Annotated in this window: 15 protein-coding genes; 3 read left to right on the top strand and 12 right to left on the bottom strand. The window is 67.4% G+C overall.

Annotated elements, in window-relative coordinates; translation table 11 throughout:
- Positions 1–101: 101 nt before the first annotated feature.
- The 12 genes from fabZ to rpsB all read right to left on the bottom strand — a co-directional run bounded on the left by fabZ (position 102) and on the right by rpsB (position 12,692).
- A complete protein-coding gene (gene fabZ, locus C7416_RS07870) occupies positions 102–551 on the bottom strand; it encodes a 3-hydroxyacyl-ACP dehydratase FabZ (protein WP_010809590.1) in 450 nt (149 codons plus the stop codon).
- A gap of 12 nt (positions 552–563) precedes the next feature.
- Positions 564–1,655 carry a UDP-3-O-(3-hydroxymyristoyl)glucosamine N-acyltransferase gene (gene lpxD / locus C7416_RS07865; protein WP_111517879.1) on the bottom strand — a complete coding sequence of 364 codons (1,092 nt, stop codon included), beginning with the start codon at positions 1,653–1,655 and terminating at the stop codon, positions 564–566.
- A 61-nt stretch (positions 1,656–1,716) separates the two neighbouring features.
- Positions 1,717–2,244 (bottom strand): OmpH/Skp family outer membrane protein, encoded by a 528-nt coding sequence (locus tag C7416_RS07860; protein ID WP_062800121.1) that lies wholly within the window; start codon positions 2,242–2,244, stop codon positions 1,717–1,719.
- A 22-nt stretch (positions 2,245–2,266) separates the two neighbouring features.
- Complete coding sequence (bamA, locus tag C7416_RS07855) at positions 2,267–4,600, bottom strand: outer membrane protein assembly factor BamA (RefSeq protein ID WP_181461164.1); 2,334 nt, start codon at positions 4,598–4,600, stop codon at positions 2,267–2,269.
- Between the two features lie 100 nt (positions 4,601–4,700).
- Positions 4,701–6,104, bottom strand: a complete 1,404-nt coding sequence (rseP, locus tag C7416_RS07850) for an RIP metalloprotease RseP (protein WP_111517877.1) — start codon at positions 6,102–6,104, stop codon at positions 4,701–4,703.
- A gap of 102 nt (positions 6,105–6,206) precedes the next feature.
- Positions 6,207–7,388: a 1-deoxy-D-xylulose-5-phosphate reductoisomerase gene (gene ispC, locus C7416_RS07845; RefSeq protein WP_111517876.1), complete on the bottom strand. Its 1,182-nt coding sequence runs from the start codon at positions 7,386–7,388 to the stop codon at positions 6,207–6,209.
- Between the two features lie 11 nt (positions 7,389–7,399).
- Positions 7,400–8,221, bottom strand: a complete 822-nt coding sequence (locus C7416_RS07840; protein ID WP_111517875.1) for a phosphatidate cytidylyltransferase — start codon at positions 8,219–8,221, stop codon at positions 7,400–7,402.
- Positions 8,222–8,257: 36 nt separating this feature from the next.
- Positions 8,258–9,028, bottom strand: coding sequence for an isoprenyl transferase (locus C7416_RS07835; protein ID WP_012352950.1), 771 nt, complete (start codon positions 9,026–9,028; stop codon positions 8,258–8,260).
- A gap of 46 nt (positions 9,029–9,074) precedes the next feature.
- Entirely contained in the window at positions 9,075–9,635 is a 561-nt protein-coding gene (gene frr / locus C7416_RS07830; protein ID WP_018005692.1) for a ribosome recycling factor, read from the bottom strand.
- A gap of 141 nt (positions 9,636–9,776) precedes the next feature.
- Positions 9,777–10,487 carry a UMP kinase gene (gene pyrH, locus C7416_RS07825; RefSeq protein ID WP_012352952.1) on the bottom strand — a complete coding sequence of 237 codons (711 nt, stop codon included), beginning with the start codon at positions 10,485–10,487 and terminating at the stop codon, positions 9,777–9,779.
- Between the two features lie 298 nt (positions 10,488–10,785).
- The gene (gene tsf, locus C7416_RS07820) at positions 10,786–11,664 is read right to left on the bottom strand and encodes a translation elongation factor Ts (protein WP_111517874.1); all 879 of its coding nucleotides are present in this window, start codon (positions 11,662–11,664) and stop codon (positions 10,786–10,788) included.
- Between the two features lie 284 nt (positions 11,665–11,948).
- Positions 11,949–12,692 carry a 30S ribosomal protein S2 gene (gene rpsB, locus C7416_RS07815; protein ID WP_012352954.1) on the bottom strand — a complete coding sequence of 248 codons (744 nt, stop codon included), beginning with the start codon at positions 12,690–12,692 and terminating at the stop codon, positions 11,949–11,951.
- 338 nt (positions 12,693–13,030) lie between these two features.
- On the opposite strand from rpsB, the gene map reads away from it, so the two are divergent.
- The 3 genes from map (at position 13,031) to C7416_RS07800 (ending at position 18,241) form a co-directional block, all read left to right on the top strand.
- Entirely contained in the window at positions 13,031–13,849 is an 819-nt protein-coding gene (map, locus tag C7416_RS07810; protein ID WP_111517873.1) for a type I methionyl aminopeptidase, read from the top strand.
- Positions 13,850–13,926: 77 nt separating this feature from the next.
- The gene (locus C7416_RS07805; RefSeq protein WP_111517872.1) at positions 13,927–16,509 is read left to right on the top strand and encodes a [protein-PII] uridylyltransferase; all 2,583 of its coding nucleotides are present in this window, start codon (positions 13,927–13,929) and stop codon (positions 16,507–16,509) included.
- 22 nt (positions 16,510–16,531) lie between these two features.
- Positions 16,532–18,241: a pseudouridine synthase gene (locus tag C7416_RS07800; protein ID WP_111517871.1), complete on the top strand. Its 1,710-nt coding sequence runs from the start codon at positions 16,532–16,534 to the stop codon at positions 18,239–18,241.
- The last annotated feature ends 104 nt before the right edge of the window (positions 18,242–18,345 follow it).

Here is an 18,345-nt window from a genome sequence, read left to right as displayed (position 1 = left end):
GGGCCAATGCGCCGGGCAAAGGTTCCCGTCCGGGCCTCCGCCCCCCGCGAAGCGGGAGCGCGGCAGTCAGCCCGCGGCGCCGCCGCGGGCCGCGGGCGGCCTCACTCGGCCTGCTTCACGGTGCACATCAGCTCCGCCTCGCAGGCCACCTTGTCGTCGACCGTGGCGAACGCCTTGAACTTCCAGATGCCGCGGATATAGCGCTCGACCGTCACGTTCATGTGCAGCTGGTCGCCCGGGTACACCACCTGCTTGAAGCGGGCGCCGTCGATGCCGACGAAGTAGTACAGCGCGCCTTCCTTGCGCTCCATGTCGGCGCCGAAGGTCAGCAGGCCGGCCGACTGCGCCAGCGCTTCCAGGATCATCACGCCCGGCATCACCGGCTGCTCGGGGAAATGGCCCTGGAAGTACGGCTCGTTGATGGTGACGTTCTTCAGGGTCTTGATCCGCTTCTGCGCCTCGAACTCCAGCACGCGGTCGACCAGCAGGAACGGGTACCGGTGCGGCAGCAGCTTGAGGATCTTGCGGATATCGATTTCGGCCGCGCTCATGATGATTTCTCTTTAGTCTTGTGAGGGTTGGGACCCGGCGGCCTGGCCGCGCAGGCGGCGTTCCAGCGCGACCACGCGTTCGCGCAGCTTGCTCAGGCCGCGCACGATGGCTGCGTTGCGCTCCCACTCGCCGTGCGGCAGGAACGGGAACACGCTGGTGAAATGGCCGCCGGGCTTGGTAATGGATTTGGTGATCGAGGTGCCGCCCGACACCGTGGTGCGGTCGGCAATGGTCAGGTGCCCGGCAAAGTTGGCCGCGCCGCCGATCACGCAGAAACGGCCGATGCGCGTGCTGCCCGACACCGCGGCGCAGCCGGCGATGACCGTGTGCGCGCCGACCCGCACGTTGTGCGCGATCTGGACCTGGTTGTCGATCTTGCAGCCGTCCTCGATCACGGTGTCGGCCATGGCGCCTCGGTCGATCGCGGTATTGGCGCCGACCTCGACGTCCTGGCCCAGCACCGCGCGCCCGGTCTGCGGGATCTTCACGTATTCGACGCCGGTGGCGCTGATGTCCGGCGCGAAGCCGAAGCCGTCGGCACCGATCACCACGCCGCTGTGCAGGATGGCGCGGGCGCCGACCACGCAGTGGTGGTAGACCGAGACATTGGCGTAGAGCAGTGAATCGTCGCCGATCTCGGCATGTGCGCCGACATAGCCGTTGGCCAGGATGCGCACGCGCTCGCCCAGGCGCGCGCCGGCTTCGATGACCACGTTGGGGCCGATGTAGCACGAGGCCGGCACCACCGCGTCGGGCGCCACCGTGGCGCGCGCGTCGATGCCGGTGCGCGCGTCGGTATTGGCGGCGCGGTCGAAACGCTGGGCCACGCGGGCAAAGCATACGTAGGGATTGCGCGCCACCAGCCAGTTGCGGCCGTCGGCCTTGCCTTCGGCGCGCACGCGCTCGAGGTCGGCGGCCGAGACGATCACGGCGCCGGCCCTGGCATCCAGCGCCTGCTGCAGGTAGAGCGGATTGGACAGGAACGAGAGCTCGCCCGGTCCGGCCTGGTCCAGGGGGGCCAGGCCGGTGATCGCCAGGTCGGGGTCACCCACAACCTGCGCGCCGTTCTCGGTGGCGAGCTGACCCAGTGTGGGTGTCTGCATGGCGGTACTTCCTGATGAAAGAACGAAGGAACGAACGAAGGAACGAAGCAGCGGCTGCGGCTTACTTGCTGCCGGCGTTCAGCACCTTCATCACGTCGTCGGTGATATCGATGCGCGGATTCACGTACACCGCTTCCTGCACGATCAGGTCGTACTTGCGCTGTTCGGCGAGCTGGCGGATCACGCGGTTGGCGCGCTCCAGCACCTGGGCCAGTTCCTCGTTGCGGCGCTGGTTCAGGTCCTCGCGGAACTCGCGCTGCTTGCGCTGGAACTCGCGGTCCAGGTCGGCCACTTCGCGCTGGCGGCGCTGGCGGTCGGAATCGGCCAGCACGGCCGTGTCCTTGTCCAGCTTGTCGGCCATGCCCTTGATCTTCTGGGCCATGTCCTGCAGCTCGCGGTCGCGCTTGGAGAACTCCTGCTCCAGCTTGACCTGGGCCGCCTTGGCCGGCTGCGAATCGCGCAGGATGCGCTCGGAATTGACCGCGGCGATGCGCGCTTCCTGGGCCGAGGCCGGCAGCGCGGCACACAGCGCCGCGGTGGCGAGCGCGGCGGCGCCCAGGGACTTGACCAGTTTGGATGTTGTAGTCATGAAAACAGATCCTTTTTCAGAATCAGAATGCTGTGCCGATCTGGAACTGGAAGCGCTGGACCTTGTCGTTGGGGTCGCGCCTGAGCGGGAAGCCCATGCTGAGCTTCAGCGGCCCGATCGGCGACAGCCACGACATGCCGAAGCCGGTCGAGTACTTCAGGTCGCTGAAGCTCAGCGGCTCGCCTTCCTGATAGACGTTACCGAAGTCGAAGAAGGTGAACAGGCGCAGCGTGCGGTCCACGCCCGAACCCGGCAGCGGGAAGATGAACTCGATGTTGCCGATCATCTTGGAGGCGCCGCCCACCGGGTTGCCGTTCTGGTCCTTCGGACCCAGCGTGCTGGTCTGGTAACCGCGCACCGAGCCGATACCGCCGGCGTAGAAGTACTTGAACACCGGGAACGGCGTGTTGCCGTAGCCGTGGCCGTAGGCGACCTCGCCGTTCAGTGCCAGCGTGAAGGCCTTCGAGATCGGGTAGAAGTACTGCTGCTGCACGCTGGCGCGGTAGTACTGCGTATCGCCGCCCGGCAGGCCGACTTCCAGGTTGGCCTGGGTGTACGGGCCCTTGGTCGGGACCAGCGCGCTGTCGCGGCGGTCACGCGCCCAGCCGATCGTGAACGGGAAGTTGTTGATGCCGTCGCCCGAACTCTTGCCGATCTTGTTGAGCCAGTCGGTGTACTGGGTCGGCGTGTTGACCGAGGTGTACACCTGGGTGCGTTCGTAGCCGATGCCGAAGAACACGGTATCGACTTCCGAGAACGGCACGCCGAACTTGAAGCCGCCGCCGGCCGAGACGATCTTGTAGTCCTGGTCGCCGGTGTAGTACAGCGGGCGCGAGGTACGGTAGTAGATATCGGTCGAGCGGCTGATGCCGTCGACCGTGAAGTACGGGTCGTACTGCGTCAGCGCAATGGTGCGGAACGACTTGGCGGTGTTCACGTCCAGGCCCAGGCTGGTACCCGAGCCGAACACGTTGTCCTGGCGCAGGCCGGCCTGCAGCACCAGCTTGTCGGTCGACGAGAAGCCCACGCCCAGGCTGATCTGGCCGGTGGGCTTTTCGGTCACGTTGACGTTCACATCGACCTGGTCGGGCGCGCCCGGCACGTCCTCGGTGGTGATGTTGGTGTCGGTGAAGTAGCCGGTACGGTTGATGCGCGCCTGCGACTGCTGCAGCTTTTCGCTGTCGAACCACGAGCTTTCCATCTGGCGCATCTCGCGCCGCACCACTTCGTCGCGGGTCTTGCTGTTGCCGACCACGTTGACGCGGCGCACGTAGACGCGGCGGCCCGGATCGACCATCAGCGTCAGCGCGACTTCACGCTTTTCCTTGTCGATCTGCGGTTGCGGGTTGATGGTGGTGAACGCGTAGCCATAGGTGCCGAGCAGGTCGGTAATGGCCTTGGTGCTCTGCGTCAGCTTCTCGGACGAGAAAATATCGCCCTTCTTCAGCTGCAGCAGCTTTTCCATTTCCTCCTGCTTGCCCAGCAGCTCGCCGGCCAGGCGCACGTCGGAAACCTTGTACTGCTCGCCTTCCTTGATGTTCAGCGTCAGGAAGATGTCTTTCTTGTCGGGCGTGATCGAGACCTGGGTCGATTCGATCGCGAATTCCAGGTAGCCGCGGTTCAGGTAGTACGAGCGCAGCGCTTCCAGGTCGGCGGTCAGCTTCTGCTTCGAGTACAGGTCGTTCTTGGTGTACCACGACAGCCAGTTGGGGGTGGACAGCTGCATCTCGTCGCGCAGCGTGCTTTCCTTGAAGGCCTTGTTGCCGACGATATTGATCTGGCGGATCTTGGCGACCGGGCCTTCGTCGACGTTGAACACCACCGAGACGCGGTTGCGGTCCACCGGCGTGATCGTGGTCTGCACGTCGGCGGCATAGTAGCCGCGCGCGACGTACTGGCGCTTGAGCTCCTGCTCGGCCTTGTCGATCAGGGCCTTGTCGTAGTAGCGGGCCTCGGCCACGCCGACCGCGCGCAACGAGCGGCGCAGCGTGTCCTTGTCGAATTCCTTGATGCCGACGAACTCGAGCTGCGAGATCGCCGGGCGTTCCTCGACCTGCACCACCAGCACGCCTTCCTCGGCGCGGATCTGCACGTCCTTGAAGAAGCCGGTATTGTAGAGGGCACGGATGGCATCGGCGCCCTTGTCATCGGTGAAGGTTTCACCGACGCGCACCGGCAGGTAGCCAAACACGGTACCCGGTTCGACGCGTTGCAGTCCCTCAACGCGGATGTCCCTGACGACGAACGGATCGGCAGCCCAGCCCGCCGGGCTCCAGGCTGCAATAACGGCACTCGCCAGCAAGCCCAGCGAAATGCGCTTATGTCTGATCAATGTTGATCCCCTCTTTGATTCCATCCAGGATTGCGCTCCGATGCCTCATTGGACTGCGCCTGGCAAATGGCGTCCCCGGCGACGGTGTCCGACGACACCACCACCCCCTTGCCGACACACGTTTCTAGCCGTTCGCCAGAAACATTCGGCTGACGTCATTGAACAAAGCGAGCGAAGTCAGGAGCAAGATGCAGGCGATGCCAACCTTCTGCAGCATTGCCTGCCAGTGGTCTGGGACGGGCCGGCCAGTCAAAAATTCCACGCAATAATACAGCAAATGCCCCCCATCCAGAACCGGAATGGGTAACAAATTGAGTACGCCAAGACTAACGCTGACCAGCGCCAGGAAGCTGACAAAGGCCTGTATGCCGAGGTTTGCGGCACGTCCGGCGTAGTCCGCGACGGTCAGCGGACCGCTCAGGTTCTGCAGCGAAGCCTGCCCCACCAGCATCTTGCCCAGCAGCTTGAGCGACAGCGCGCTGGTATCCCAGACCTGCCCCGCCGCGCGTGCCAGCGCCTGGTCCGGCCGGTAGCGCACGGTCTCCATCTGCACCGCCTGGCTCAGCGCCGCGCCCAGCTTGCCCGCGGGCGCCGGCGCGGCGCCGCTGGCATCGGTGGCGCCATCGCGCGCCGCGGCAGTGTCGAGCGTGACCGGCACGTCCAGGCGCTGGCCATCGCGTTCGATGCCCAGCGTCACGGCCTGGCCCGGCTGGCTGCGCACCGCCTTGATCAGCGTGCTGGCCTGCGTCAGCGGGCTGCCCTGCCAGGCCACGATGCGGTCGCCCTTGCGCAGGCCGGCGCGTTCGGCGGCCGAATCGGGCAGCACCTCGGTGATCGTCACCGGCCCGCCCTTCAGGTTCAGGCCGAGCGTCGCGAGCGGATCCTGCTCGGGGTTGCCGCCGGTATTGGGCAGGCGCGGCAGCGTGACGTCGCGCTCGGCACCGTCGGCGCCGCGCACGCGCAGCACCGCGCGCGCATCGCCGAAGCCTTCGGCGAACACCGCCATGCGCAGGTCGTTCCAGGAGCGGACCGCCTCGGTGTGGCCGTTGGCGGTCAGCGACAGCACCCGGTCGCCCTCGCGCACGCCGGCCTGCGCCGCCATGGTGCCGGCCGCGGGCGCCGCCACCACCGGCACGGGCTCGCGCATGCCGCCGGCGAACAGCGCGAAATACAGCACGATCGCCAGCGCGAAGTTGGCCAGCGGGCCGGCCGCGACGATGGCGAAGCGCTTGCCGACCGGCTGGCGGTTGAAGGCACGCGGCAGATCGGCCGGGTCGATGGGCGTGTCGCGCGCGGGATCGAGCTCGCGCTCGTCGAGCATCTTGACGTAGCCGCCCAGCGGGATCGCCGCCACGGTCCATTCGGTGCGGTCGCGGCTCTTCGAGATCCATCGCAGCAGCGGCCGGCCGAAGCCGATGGAAAAACGCAGCACCTTCACGCCGCAGGCGCGCGCGGCCAGGTAGTGACCCATTTCGTGCACGTAAATCAGCACGCACAGGGCAACGATAAAAGCGAGTACGGTTTGCATGGTGCGGGACGTCGGTAAGGTCGCTGGGCCGGCCTGCGCGGTCCCGTGGGACCGGCCGGCGCAGCCGCTATTGTCGCAGATGCGGCAGACCGCCCCGCCCGATCAGCGGGCCGCGGACCGCGCGGTGACGGCGGCCCGGGCCGCCTCGCGCGCCAGCGCGTCGGCACAGAGCACGGCCTCGAGCGTATCGGCGGGGCCGTTCGGTGCTGCCTCCAGCACCTGGCGCACGATGCCGGCGATATCGGTAAAGCGCACCTGCGTTGCCAGGAATGCCTCCACCGCCACTTCATTGGCGGCGTTGAGCACCGCAGGCGCCACCCCCGCCGCGTGCAGCGCGTCGAAGGCCAGCCCCAGGCACGGGAACCGCACCAGGTCGGGCTTTTCGAAATGCAGGCCACCGGCGGCGGTCAGGTCGAGCGGGGTCACGCCCGCGTCGATCCGCTCCGGATAGGCCAGGCCATAGGCGATCGGCGTGCGCATGTCCGGGTTGCCCAGCTGCGCCAGCACCGAGCCGTCGGCGTAGGCCACCATCGAATGCACGATGCTCTGCGGGTGGATCAGCACCTCGATGCGTTCGGCCGGGGCGCCGAACAGCCAGTGCGCCTCGATGACCTCGAGGCCCTTGTTCATCATGGTGGCGGAGTCGACCGAGATTTTGCGGCCCATGACCCAGTTGGGATGGGCGCAGGCCTGGTCGGGCGAGATATCGTGCAGCGTGGCCGGGTCGCGCGTGCGGAACGGCCCGCCCGACGCGGTCAGCAGCACCTTGGCCACGCCGCGGCCGTAGCGCGGGTCGTCGGCCGGCAGGCACTGGAAGATGGCGTTGTGTTCGCTGTCGATCGGCAGCAGCGTGGCGCCGTGCTCGCGCACCGCGTCCATGAAGATGCGCCCGGACATGACCAGGGCTTCCTTGTTGGCCAGCAGCACGCGCTTGCCCGCGCGCGCCGCCGCCAGCGTCGGGCGCAGGCCGGCCGCGCCGACGATCGCGGCCATCACGGCATCGGCTTGCGCATCGGCGGCGATGGATTCGAGCGCGGCTTCGCCGTAGCTGACCTCGGTCGGCACGCCGGCAGCGCGCAGCAGCGTTTCCAGCTCGCGCGCCGCCTCGGCCGTTCCGACCACGGCGCGCGCCGGGCGGAACTCGATGCACTGGTCGGCCAGCTTGCGCACCTGCCGATGGGCGCTGAGCGCATGCGCCGCGTATCGGCCGGGATGGCGCCGGATCACGTCGAGCGTGCTTTCTCCGATGGAGCCGGTGGCGCCCAGGATGGTGATGCGATGCATAGCAGACGGCTTCAGAGAAAAATCAGCATCAGTGCGGCCAGCGGGAACACCGGCAGCAAGGCGTCGATGCGGTCCAGCACGCCGCCATGGCCGGGCAGCAGCCGGCTGCTGTCCTTCTTGCCGACCTGGCGCTTGAGCAGGGATTCGAACAGGTCGCCCACCACGCTGGCCGCGACCAGCAGCGTGGTCAGCGCGGCGACGAAGCCCAGCCCGCCGCGGTCGCCCATCACCGAGAACCAGGTCGGGGCAAAGGCATGGGTGGCGGCCAGCGCGAGGCCGATCGCCAGCGCCAGCACCCAGCCGCCGATGGCGCCTTCCCACGACTTGCCCGGGCTGATGCCGGGCGCCAGCTTGCGCCGGCCGATCGCCTTGCCGGTGAAATACGCGCCGATATCGGCGGCCCATACCAGCACCGCGGCGGTCAGCAGCACGCCGATGCCGGCACCGCGCAGGATCATGGTGGCATGGGCAAACGCGGGCAGCATCACCAGCCCCAGCACCGCGCCCAGCGCGGTGAAGGCCGGGGTGGCGGTGCGCACACCGCGCGCCAGCAGCACCACCGCCACGCCCCAGCACACCACCGCGGCCTCGAGCAGCCAGGTGGTGGCGTGGCGCTGCGGCAGGTCATGCCAGGTGATGGTGGCGATCAGGCAGGCCAGCGCATAGACATAGGGCCACGGCCCGCGCAGGCCGATCAGGCGGCCGAATTCCCAGCCGGCCAGCAGCACGATCACGCCGAGCAGTCCCGCCAGGCCCGCCGGCGGCGCCAGGAACAGGATCGGCAGGATCAGCAGCAACAGGCACAGGGCGGTGATGACGCGGGTGAGGAGCATGCGCTGCGGTCCCGTGAAAAGTTGGAGTGGCCGGGCTCAGGCCGTACCGGAAAGTCCGGGCGCGACCAGCTGCGCGCTGGTGCGGCCGAAGCGGCGCTCGCGCTGGCGGTACGAGGCGAAGGCCTTGTCGAGTTCCGCGGCGTCGAAATCCGGCCAGTAGACGTCGGTGAAGTACAGCTCGGAATAAGCGAGCTGCCACAGCAGGAAATTGCTGATGCGCTGTTCGCCGCCAGTGCGGATGAACAGGTCCGGCTCGGGCGCGTAGGCCATCGCCAGGTGCGGCGCCAGCAGCGATTCGTCGATGGTTTCGGGATCGAGCATGGGCGAGCGCGCCAGCATCTTGCGCATGGCCTGCAGCAGGTCCCAGCGTCCGCCGTAGTTGGCGGCTATGGTGACGGTCAGGCCGGTATTGCCGGCGGTGCGCGCCTCGGCATCCTTGATCAGCCGCTGGATGCGCGGGCTGAAGCGGCTCAGGTCGCCCACCACCCGCAGCCGGATGTTGTTGGCGTGCATCTTCACCACTTCGCGCCGCAGCGACATCATGAACAGCCGCATCAGGAACGAGACCTCGTCGGCCGGACGGCGCCAGTTCTCGGAGCTGAACGCGAACAGCGTCAGGTACTGCACGCCCCGGGCGGCGCAGGCTTCCACCACCGCGCGCACAGCGTCCAGCCCGCGGCTGTGCCCCGCCACGCGCGGCAGGTGCCGCTGGGTCGCCCAGCGGCCGTTGCCGTCCATGATGATGGCAACATGCCTGGGCACGTAGGAAGTATCGGGTACGGCAAGCGTCGAGCTGATGTGCTGCATGGGCGTGAGACGGTCGCTGACAGACCCGGCCAGGCCGGGACGGGCGTCAGACCGTCATGATCTCCTTCTCTTTTTCGGCGACCATCTTGTCGATCTCGGCCACGTACTTGTCGGTCAGTTTCTGCACCTCGTCCTGGCCGCGGCGCTCTTCGTCCTCGGAAATGGTCTTGTCCTTGACCAGCTTCTTGAACTGCTCGTTGGCATCGCGGCGCAGGTTGCGCACCGCCACCTTGGCACCCTCGGCCTCGCCCTTCACGACCTTGGTCAGCTCCTTGCGGCGCTCTTCGGTCAGTGCAGGCATCGGCACACGGATCACTTCGCCCATGGTGGCCGGGTTCAGGCCCAGATCGCAATCGCGGATGGCCTTCTCGACCGCGCCCACCATTTTCTTTTCCCACGGCTGCACCGTGATGGTACGGGCATCGGCCAGGCCGATCGCCGCCACCTGGCTGATGGGCACCATCGAGCCGTAGTAATCCACCTGAACGTGGTCGAGCAGGCCGGTATGGGCACGGCCGGTGCGGATCTTAGCCAGATCGGCCTTGAAGGCTTCGATCGACTTCTGCATTTTCTGCTCGACGCTCTTCTTTGTGTCGGCGACGCTCATTTTTACCTCCGGAAATCAGCCAACCAAGATCCCCTCTGGTGGGGATCGAAAATGAATCATTCTACTCTTTGCCCGGCTGGATACCAGCGCCGCGGCGCGGCATCCGTTACCGGACTCACAGATGCGGCTCAGCGATCAAGCTCACACATGCACCAGCGTACCCTCATCCTCGCCCAGGATGACGCGCTTGAGCGCGCCGGGCTTCACGATCGAGAACACCTTGATCGGCAGCTTCTGGTCGCGGCACAGCGCGAACGCGGTGGCGTCCATCACCTGCAGGTTGCGCGAGATGGCCTCGTCGAAGCTGATGGTGGTGTAGCGCGTGGCGCTCGGATCCTTCTTCGGGTCGGCGGTGTAGACGCCGTCGACCTTGGTCGCCTTCAGCACGATCTCGGCGCCGATCTCCGAGCCGCGCAGCGCGGCCGCGGTGTCGGTGGTGAAGAACGGGTTGCCGGTGCCGGCTGCGAAGATCACCACCTTGCCCTCTTCCAGCTGGCGGATCGCGCGCGGGCGGATATAGGGCTCGACCACCTGGTCCATGCGCAGCGCCGACTGCACGCGGCCTTCGATATTGGCGTGGCGCATCGCGTCCTGCAGCGCCAGCGCGTTCATCATGGTGGCCAGCATGCCCATGTAGTCGGCGGTGGCGCGGTCCATGCCGGCAGCGCCGCCGGCGACGCCGCGGAAGATATTGCCGCCGCCGATGACCACCGCCACCTGCACGCCGAGCTTCACGATCTCGGCAATGTCGTTCACCATGGCCTCGATGGTGGAGCGGTTGATGCCGAAGGCATCGTCGCCCATCAGGGCTTCACCGGACAGTTTCAGAAGGACGCGCTTGTAGGCTGGCATGTTCACCCTCGGAAGGAGCAGTTCGCTCGGTTGAGGCGGCTCGGTCGAGACGACTCGGTTGAGACACTGGGACGTATGTTTTGGCACCGGCGGCACGGGTCATGGTGCCGCCGGCAGGAGGAAAGCCGGTTTTCGGGGTGCCCCGGCCGGGACCGGACCACCGCGGAAACAGACTGCTGCAATGCAACGCCGGCCGCGCCGTGCTGCACTACTTATGCAGAGGGGCACCTTGCGGCGCCCCTGCGGCATTATAGGCGCCCGCGCCGGCCCGGATGGCCAGCCCGGCGCGCCCCGGACATCAGCCCTTCTGGGCAGCGGCCACCTGGGCGGCCACTTCAGCGGCGAAGTCGTCCTGCTTCTTCTCGATGCCTTCGCCCACCACGTACAGGGTGAAGCCCTTCACGGTGGTGTTGGCGGCCTTCAGCATCTGCTCGACGGTCTGCTTGTCGTTCTTCACGAACGGCTGGTTGAACAGCGAGACTTCCTTCAGGTACTTCTGCACCGAACCCTCGACCATCTTGGCGGCGATCTCGGCCGGCTTGCCCGACTCGGCGGCCTTCTGCTCGGCGATGCTGCGCTCCTTGGCGATCAGGTCGGCGGGGACCTGCTCGGCCGACAGCGACACCGGCTTCATCGCGGCCACGTGCATGGCGACGTCCTTGGCGGCGGCTTCGTCGCCGTCGAACTCGACCATCACGCCGATACGGGTGCCGTGCAGGTACGACACCAGCTTGCCGCCGTTGGCGTAGCGCACGAAGCGGCGGATCGTCATGTTCTCGCCGATCTTGCCGATCAGGGCAGCGCGGGTGGCTTCGACGCTGACGCCGTCGATTTCCAGCGCCGACAGCGCGGCCACGTCGGCCGGGTTCTGCTTGGCGATCAGTTCAGCCACCTTGGCCGAGAAGGCCAGGAAGTCGTCGTTCTTGGAGACGAAATCGGTCTCGCAGTTCAGTTCGACCAGCACGCCGGTGGTGCCGTCGATGAACGATGCCACCACGCCTTCTGCGGTCACGCGCGAGGCGGCCTTGCTGGCCTTGTTGCCCAGCTTGACGCGCAGCAGCTCTTCGGCCTTGTTCAGGTCGCCGTCGGCCTCGGTCAGGGCCTTCTTGCACTCCATCATCGGCGCGTCGGTCTTCGCGCGCAGTTCTGCAACCATGCTTGCGGTAATTGCCGCCATTTGTCACTCCTTGAATGGTTCGCGCCGGCTGCCGGCAGTCGCCCGCGGCACCCGGTCGGTGGGTCTTCAGCGCACCCGCGGCAGATCTTGCCTGCGGCGGATGACAACAATTCAAATTCGAAAAAAGGGGGCGCCAGATGTGCCCCCTTTTTTTGCCCTGCTGCCGAAGTACCCCGGCTTGCGCCCTGCGCGCTGCCCGGCGTGCCGGGCGGCAGGCGATGCCTGCCTGTCGTGTGTTGACGTGCGCGCTATCGGGTTCCTTTCAGCAGCGGGCCGGGCGGCTATCAGCCTTCCTGCACTTCGACGAATTCGTCGTCGCCGCGGGCGGCTTCAACGACTTCCTGCACGGCATTGGCACGGCCTTCCAGGATGGCGTCGGCCACGCCGCGCACGTACAGGGCCACGGCCTTGCTCGAGTCGTCGTTGCCCGGGATCACGTAATCGATGCCTTCCGGCGAGTGGTTGGTATCGACCACGCCGATCACGGGGATGCCCAGCTTGTTGGCTTCGGTCACGGCAATCTTGTGGTAGCCGACGTCGACCACGAAGATCGCGTCAGGCACGCCGCCCATTTCCTTGATGCCGCCGATCGACTTTTCCAGCTTGATCATCTCGCGCTCGAACATCAGCGCTTCCTTCTTGCTCATGGTTTCCAGCGCGCCGGCTTCCTTGGCGGCTTCCATGTCCTTCAGGCGCTTGATCGAGGTCTTGACCGTCTTGAAGTTGGTCAGCATGCCGCCGAGCCAGCGGGCGTCGACGTAGGGCATGCCGGCACGGCCAGCTTCTTCAGCCAGGATTTCGCGCGACTGGCGCTTGGTGCCCACGAAAAGGATGGTGCCGCGATTGGCCGCCAGCTGACGCACGTACTTCATGGCGTCCTGGAACATCGGCAGCGTCTTTTCGAGGTTGATGATGTGGATCTTGTTGCGATGGCCGAAGATGAAGGGGGCCATCTTCGGGTTCCAGAAGCGGGTCTGGTGGCCGAAGTGGCAACCGGCTTCCAGCATTTCGCGCATGGTCACGGACATGTAGATCTCCAAAGGGTTAGGTCTGAAGCCCGCCCCGACATTCCTGAAAAGGAACACCCCGGATAGGCGGGCCAGCGATTTCAAGCGACAGGAAAGGAACCTGCCAAAATACCCGACCTGGCCGGCGCAATTGCTGCGGCGCAACCAGATCAGCCCGCTATTCTAGCAACAAAAGTACATCCCGCTCAAGCCGCTGCGCGCTGTTCCGCCTCTGGCGGCCGCTGGCGGGCGGCCCGGAACAGGCTGCGATCCGGCCTCGATGGTGCGATAATCCCACTTTGATCCATCGATTCCGGCGCGGCCAGTGGCCTCGCCATCACTTTTTCTGGCGACGCAGCATGAGCATTTACCTGAACACCGCCGAAGACATCGCCCACATGCGCGTGGCTTGCCGCCTTGCCTCCGAAGTCCTCGACTACATCACGCCCTTCGTGCAGCCCGGCGTCACCACCGGCGAACTGGACCGCCTGTGCCATGCCTACATGCGCGACGTGCAGGGCACCGTGCCGGCGCCGCTGAATTATGCGCCGCCGGGCTACCCGCCCTTCCCCGGCGCGATCTGCACCTCGGTCAACGACGTGATCTGCCACGGCATTCCCGGCGAGCGCGTGCTCAAGAGCGGCGACGCCGTCAATCTTGACATCACCGTCATTACCAAGGACGGCTACTACGGCGACACCAGCCGCATGTTCATCGTCGGCGAGGGCTCGATCCTGGCCAAGCGCCTGGCGCAAGTGACCTACGAGTGCATGTGGAAAGGCATCGCGCAAGTGCGCCATGGCGCGCGCCTGGGCGATATCGGCCACGCCATCCAGGTGCACGCCGAAGCCGCCGGCTACAGCGTGGTGCGCGAATACTGCGGCCACGGCATCGGCAAGAACTTCCACGAAGACCCGCAGATCCTGCACTACGGCCGTCCCGGCACCGGCGCCGAGATCAAGGCCGGCATGATCTTCACGGTGGAGCCGATGATCAACGCCGGCAAGCGCGATATCCGCACCATGCCCGACCAGTGGACCGTGAAGACCCGCGACCGCAGCCTGTCGGCGCAGTGGGAGCACACGGTGCTGGTCACCGAGACCGGCTACGAGGTGCTGACGGTGTCCGCCGGCACCCCGGCGCCGCCGGCCTTCATCACCGATTCCGTGGCGGCCTGACGCCGCGCAGAAGCCAGGGCGCCTGACCGGGCGCCCTTCTTTTTCCAGCCGTGCCGACGAACCCTTCCGCCCTCTCCATGGACACCACGCCGGAACTGCTGCTGGCCGCGCGCGTGCGCGACCAGCTCAAAGCCGACAAGCAGGCGCTGTTTGCGGACTTCAACGCCAGCGCCAATGCCGCCACGCTGACCACGCGGCTGCGCCGCGCCGTCGATGCCGCACTGGGCGAGGCCTGGCGCGGGCTGGCCATGCCCGCCGACGCGGCACTGGTGGCGGTGGGCGGCTACGGCCGCGGCGAACTGTTCCCGTACTCGGATGTCGACGTGCTGCTGTTGCTGCCCGCCGAGCCCGACCGGGATACCGCGGGCAAGCTGGAACGCTTTATCGGCCTGTGCTGGGACCTAGGGCTCGAGATCGGCTCGGCGGTGCGCACCGTGGATGATTGCATCCGTGAGTCGCGCCAGGACGTCACCATCCAGACCTCGCTGCTCGAGGCGCGCCTGCTGACGGGCAACCGCAAGCTGTTCGAGGCGCTGCGCAGCCGCTACCAGGACGACCTCGACCCGGCGGCGTTCTTCCAGGCCAAGCTGCTGGAAATGCGCCAGCGCCACGCCAAGTACCAGGACACGCCCTACGCGCTCGAGCCCAACTGCAAGGAAAGCCCGGGCGGCCTGCGCGACCTGCAGGTGATCCTGTGGATGACCAAGGCCGCGGGCCTGGGCGACAGCTGGAAGGAATTGTTCGAGAAGGGCCTGCTGACGCAGCGCGAAGCGCAGGAACTGGCCCGCAACGAGCGCCTGCTGAAGACCATCCGCGCGCGCCTGCACCTGGTCGCCGGGCGCCGCCAGGACGTGCTGGTGTTCGACCTGCAGACCGCGCTGGCCGAGGCCTTCGGCTACCGCCAGAGTGCCCACAAGCGCGCCAGCGAGCAGCTGATGCGCCGCTACTACTGGGCCGCCAAGGCGGTGACCCAGCTCAACAGCGTGCTGCTGCTCAATATCGAGGCGATGCTGTTCCCGAGCGAGTCGCAGGTGACGCGCGTGCTCAACGAGCGCTTCGTCGAGCGCCAGGGCATGCTGGAAATCACCAGCGACGACGTCTACGAGCGCGACCCGCACGCCATCCTGGAAACCTTCCTGCTGTACGAGCGCACGCCCGGCGTGAAGGGTCTGGCGCCGCGCACGCTGCGCGGCCTGTACAACGCGCGCACGGTGATGGACGCGCGCTGGCGCAACGATCCCGAGAACCGCCGGCTGTTCTTGGCCATCGTGCAGGAGCCGCAGGGCATCACCCATGCGCTGCGGCTGATGAACCAGACCAGCGTGCTGGGCCGCTACCTGATCAACTTCCGGCGCATCGTCGGGCAGATGCAGCATGACCTGTTCCACGTCTACACCGTGGACCAGCACATCCTGATGGTGGTGCGCAACATGCGCCGCTTCGCCATCGTCGAGCACACCCACGAGTTCCCGTTCTGCAGCCAGCTGATGGCCAGCTTCGACAAGCCCTGGGTGCTGTGGGTGGCGGCGCTGTTCCACGATATCGCCAAGGGCCGCGGCGGCGACCATTCGCGGCTCGGCACCGTCGATGCGCGCCGCTTCTGCCGGCAGCACGGCATTGCGCGCGAGGATGCCGACCTGATCTGCTGGCTGGTCGAGCACCACCTCACCATGAGCCACGTCGCGCAGAAGCAGGACCTGACCGATCCGGACGTGGTCCACGCCTTCGCCGAAGTGGTCGGCAGCGAACGCTACCTGACCGCGCTCTACCTGCTGACCGTGGCCGACATCCGCGGCACCAGTCCCAAGGTGTGGAATGCGTGGAAGGGCAAGCTGCTGGAAGACCTGTACCACATCACGCTGCGCGTGCTGGGCGGCGCGCGGGTCGACTCGCATTCGCTGTGGGCGCAGCGCAAGCAAGACACCATCTCGGAACTGCGCCTGAAGGCGTTCGACCCGGCGCTGGGCAAGTCGCTGTGGGCGCAGCTGGACGTGGCGTTCTTCCTGCGCCACGATTCGCACGATATCGCCTGGCTGACGCGCCACCTGTACAACAAGGTCGACAGCCCGGTGCCGGTGGTCAAGGCGCGCGTGTCGCCGGCCGGCGAAGGGCTGCAGGTGGCGGTCTACATCAAGGACCAGCCTGACCTGTTCGCGCGCATCTGCGGCTATTTCGAGCGCAAGGCGTTCTCGATCCAGGACGCCAAGATCCACACCACGCGCCACGGCTACGCGCTCGATACGTTCCAGGTCACCGACCCCGGCATGGCCGGCGATGGCGGCAATTACCGCGACATCATCGCGCTGGTCGAGCACGAGCTGTGCGAGCGGCTGCGCCTGCAGGGCGCGCTGCCCGAGCCGACGCAGGGGCGGCTGTCGCGCCAGTCGCGCAGCTTCCCGATCAAGCCGCGCGTCGACCTGCGCCCGGACGAGCGCGGCCAGTATTACCTGCTGTCGCTGTCCGCCAACGACCGCACCGGCCTGCTGTACGCCATCGCCCGCGTACTGGCACGGCATCGCGTGTCCGTGCACACGGCACGCATCAACACCCTGGGCGAACGCGTCGAAGACGTGTTCCTGGTAGACGGCAGCCGCCTGGCCGCCGACAACCGATTGCAGATTCAGCTTGAACAGGACTTGCTCGCCGCCCTCGCCATCTGAGGCGGGCGGGCAGCATCAACATATGACCGACAGCAATTCGCCGAAGCGCAAGACGCTAGGCATCAAGGCCGCCAGCGATACCGGCACGCCCGCGCGCAAGGGCGGCACCCGCCCGGTGCGCGTGTCCGACCTGAACCGCAAGCGCGTGCAGTCCGTTTCCGAGGGCATCAAGCGCGCGCAGCAGCGTGCCGGCGGCAAGACCGGTGCCGGCGGGGCCCAGGGCGAAGCGCCGGCGCAGCCGCGCCAGCCGCGCGCGCCCCGCCCCGCCGACGGCGAGCGCCAGGCGCGTCCGCGCCGTGCGGATGCCGGCGAGGCGCGCCCGCGCCGCTTCGGCGAAGAGGAAAGCCGTCCGCGTCGCTTCGGCGATGACGACAACCGCCCGCGCCGCTTCGAAGGCGGCGAGTCGCGTCCGCCGCGACGTTTCGGCGACGACGACAACCGTCCGCGCCGCACTGGCACCGACCGCGGCGAAGCGCGTCGGCGCCGTTTCGAAGGTGGCGAGTCCCGTCCGCCGCGCCGCTATGGCGACGACGACAACCGCCCGCGCCGCACTGGCGATGACCGCGGCGAAGCGCGTCCGCGCCGCTTTGAAAGCAGCGAGTCGCGCCCGCCGCGCCGCTATGGCGACGACGACAACCGCCCGCGCCGCACTGGCGAAGACCGTGGCGAGGCACGCCCGCGCCGTTTCGAAGGCGCTGACACCCGCCCGCGCCGCTTTGGCGACGACGAGAACCGTCCCCGCCGCTTCGAAGGCGCCGACTCGCGCCCGCGCCGCTATGGCGATGACGACAGGCGCCCGCGCCCCGCGCCGTCGGGCGAGCGCCGCCGCGAAGGCATGGCGCCGGCGCGCCGCTTCAGCGACGCGGCCGACCGTATCCGCACCGCCGGCCCGGCACGCGAGCACGCACCGGCCGCACGCCCGGAAAAGCCCGCCCCGGTCCGCGACGAGTCCACCCACGACGACGGCCTGGTACGCCTGTCCAAGCGCATGTCCGAACTTGGCCTGTGCTCGCGCCGCGAGGCGGACGAATGGATTCCGCGCGGCTGGGTGCTGGTCGACGGCAAGCCCGTGACCGAACTCGGCAGCCGCATCCGCCCCGACGCCGAGATCGAGATCCTGCAGGAAGCGCGCTCCGAGCAAGGCGAGCGCGTCACCGTGCTGCTGAACAAGCCGGTGGGCTACGTTTCGGGCCAGGCCGAGGACGGCTACGAGCCCGCCGCGGCGCTGTTTGCCCCCGAGAACCAGTGGGAAGGCGACCCCACGCGCAAGCGCTTCGCGCCGTGGCAACGCAAGAACCTGGCGCCGGCCGGCCGCCTCGATATCGACTCCACCGGCCTGCTGGTGCTGACCCAGGACGGCCGCGTCGCGCGGGCGCTGATCGGCGAGGATTCGACCGTCGAGAAGGAATACCTGGTGCGCGTGGTCTGGCACTCGCCGCACGGGCCGGTCGAGCGCAACATCAGCGCCGAATTCCCGGCCGATGACCTGGAACTGCTGCGCCACGGCCTGTCGCTCGACGGCGTGCCGCTCAGGCCGGCCAAGGTCAGCTGGCAGAACGAAGAGCAACTGCGCTTCGTGCTGCGCGAGGGCCGCAAGCGCCAGATCCGCCGCATGTGCGAACAGGTGGGGCTGCAGGTGGTGGGCCTCAAGCGCGTGCGCATGGGACGCGTGGTGCTGGGCGACCTGCCGCCGGGCAAGTGGCGGTTCCTGGGGCAGTTCGAGAAGTTCTGATGTGAAAAAGCGGCCGGAATGGCCGCTTTTTTTCGGGGGTTTTGGCAATTGCCACCGCCTCATCCCTGTACCGATTGCGCGCTCCCTCTCCCGCTTGCGGAAGA

The sequence above is a fragment of the Cupriavidus phytorum genome, assembly GCF_003254285.1.
In the GTDB taxonomy this organism is placed as follows: Bacteria; Pseudomonadota; Gammaproteobacteria; order Burkholderiales; family Burkholderiaceae; genus Cupriavidus; species Cupriavidus phytorum.
This window is presented reverse-complemented; position numbering and strand designations above follow the sequence as displayed.